Annotated in this window: 3 protein-coding genes; 2 read left to right on the top strand and 1 reads right to left on the bottom strand. The window is 65.5% G+C overall.

The window, feature by feature from the left end; translation table 11 throughout:
* Together A5780_RS26370 and A5780_RS26365 are read left to right on the top strand one after the other, a co-directional pair.
* The coding region (locus tag A5780_RS26370; protein ID WP_155525656.1) for a transglycosylase SLT domain-containing protein at positions 1-384 on the top strand (384 nt) is incomplete at its 5' end.
* Positions 384-1,610 carry a transglycosylase SLT domain-containing protein gene (locus A5780_RS26365; protein WP_231983097.1) on the top strand — a complete coding sequence of 409 codons (1,227 nt, stop codon included), beginning with the start codon at positions 384-386 and terminating at the stop codon, positions 1,608-1,610. The genes A5780_RS26370 and A5780_RS26365, both read left to right, overlap by 1 nt.
* 8 nt (positions 1,611-1,618) lie before the next feature.
* Here the strand turns inward: A5780_RS26365 and A5780_RS26360 are convergent.
* Positions 1,619-1,996: C40 family peptidase (locus tag A5780_RS26360; protein ID WP_197521874.1), on the bottom strand; the 378-nt coding region annotated here is incomplete at its 5' end.

The raw sequence follows: 1,996 nt of genomic DNA, 5'->3' as shown, positions 1-1,996 counted from the left end.
GGCGGCTCGGGCGCCAAGACCGTGGGAGGCACTGTGGGCCAATGGATTCAACAGGCGCTGCAGGTGCTGCAGGGAATGGGATACGACACCGGCAAGATAGATCCCGAAGCGATAGCGATCATCATCCACTACGAGAGCAGCGGTAACCCCGGAGCCGTCAACAATGACGACATAAACGCTAAGAACGGGACCCCCTCCACGGGGCTGATGCAGATAATCCAGCCGAATTTCGACAAATATGCGGCACCGGGCCACAAGAATATCTCCGACCCCGTGGACAATATCGTTGCCGGTGTCCGCTACGCGATCGACGTCTACGGATCCGTCAGCAATGTGCCGGGCGTCGAGGCGGTACGCAACGGCCAGGCCTACGTGGCGTACTGATGGAACCGACCCAGCCCCGTTCACCCGAACCTCGGAGATCGAAATCCGCTGAGCTGCGGTCCGGTTCGGACAATCCCGCCGACGAGTGGACGCTGACCCGGCCCGGTGTGGCGACGACCGCACCGGCCGATCGGCGCGAACGACGAAACCAGCGCCCGAGCGCGGTCCCGGCGCCGGGGCCCGCCGTGCCGTCGGTAGCGAAATCGGCTGCGGCGACGAACGATTCGGCTGCAGCAGCTATCGCGCAAGCTCGCTCCGCACCCGCCGCCGCCGCGCCCGCCGTCCACTCGGATATCCTTGCCGCCCACAACGCCTCGACACCCATGGCCATCGCGGCCCTCACCAGCCTGACCACCATGGCGGCCGGCTTCGGTTCCGGTACGCCGACCGCCGACACCGGACAACCCTACGCACCACCGATGACCGGCAACGGCGCTCCCACCGGACCGATCGCCTGGGACGGCGGCCTCGGCTCCGGTTACTCAGCGAGCAATACCGCTCGCGCCGAACGTGACAGCGCGATCGGCGATCTCAACGCCGAACTGTCGCGGGTCCTCGGCGACACCGTCGATACCAGCGCGCGTGGCCGGGCCACCATGTCGGCGATCATCGCCGAGGTGGACGCCGCGCTCACCGCGCTCGGGCCGGTGAGCAATACCGCCGCCGGCCGGCGACAGGTGATGGTCACGCTCGGCGACGCACTGGCGCGGGCCGGAAATACCGTGGACCAGAGCCGGATGGCGGCAGTCCTGGACTCCCAGCGGATCGAGGCGCTGGCCGCGAAGTACGTCCAGGACTCACATCCGACCAGGACGGTCTACCGCACGGGCGGATCGGGATCGTCCGGACCTCCGTCCTCGATGCCGGCCGGCGAGACGGGCCTGTGGATCAATCAGGCCTTGCAAATTCTCGCTCAGAACGGCTACGACGTCAGCCGGATCGACCCCGGAGCCATCGCGACCATCATCGCGCACGAGTCCTCCGGGAATCCGCATGCCATCAATCTCTGGGACAGCAATGCCGTGGCCGGACATCCCTCGAAAGGCCTGATGCAGACGATCGATTCGACCTTCAACGCCTACGCGCTCCCCGGACATCGTGATATCTGGAATCCGGTCGACAACATCATCGCGGGCGTGCGTTATTCCATCGACCGCTATGGTTCGGTGAGCAATGTGCCCGGCGTCGCCAATCTGCACGGCGGCGGCTCGTACGTCGGATATTGAGGAACCGGTCAGGTCCACCGGCTGGCGTGGAAGTTCTTGGGAAGCGGTTGCACTCGCACAACAGATTTGGAATTCGGTGCCTCCACCACCTGCCCGTTACCGATGTACATCATGACGTGCCCTGGGTTGCCGTTGTTGAATTCCGCTTGGGGGAAGATGAGGTCGCCGGGTCTGATCTGATCCGGCGCCACCTTCGGGAGTTGCTGGTACTGCTGGTCCGCCGTTCGCGGAATGTTGACCCCGGCCGACTTCGCCGCGTACTGCGTGAGCCCGGAGCAGTCGAACTGATTGGGCCCCTCGGCCCCCCAGACGTAGGGCGCGCCCAGTTTGCTGAGCGCGGTCTGAATCGCCTGCTGCGCCTTGACCGATGTTCCGGAGGCCGTCTT

Source organism: Nocardia sp. 852002-20019_SCH5090214 (genome assembly GCF_001665865.1).
GTDB classification, from domain to species: domain Bacteria; phylum Actinomycetota; class Actinomycetes; order Mycobacteriales; family Mycobacteriaceae; genus Nocardia; species Nocardia nova.
This window is presented reverse-complemented; position numbering and strand designations above follow the sequence as displayed.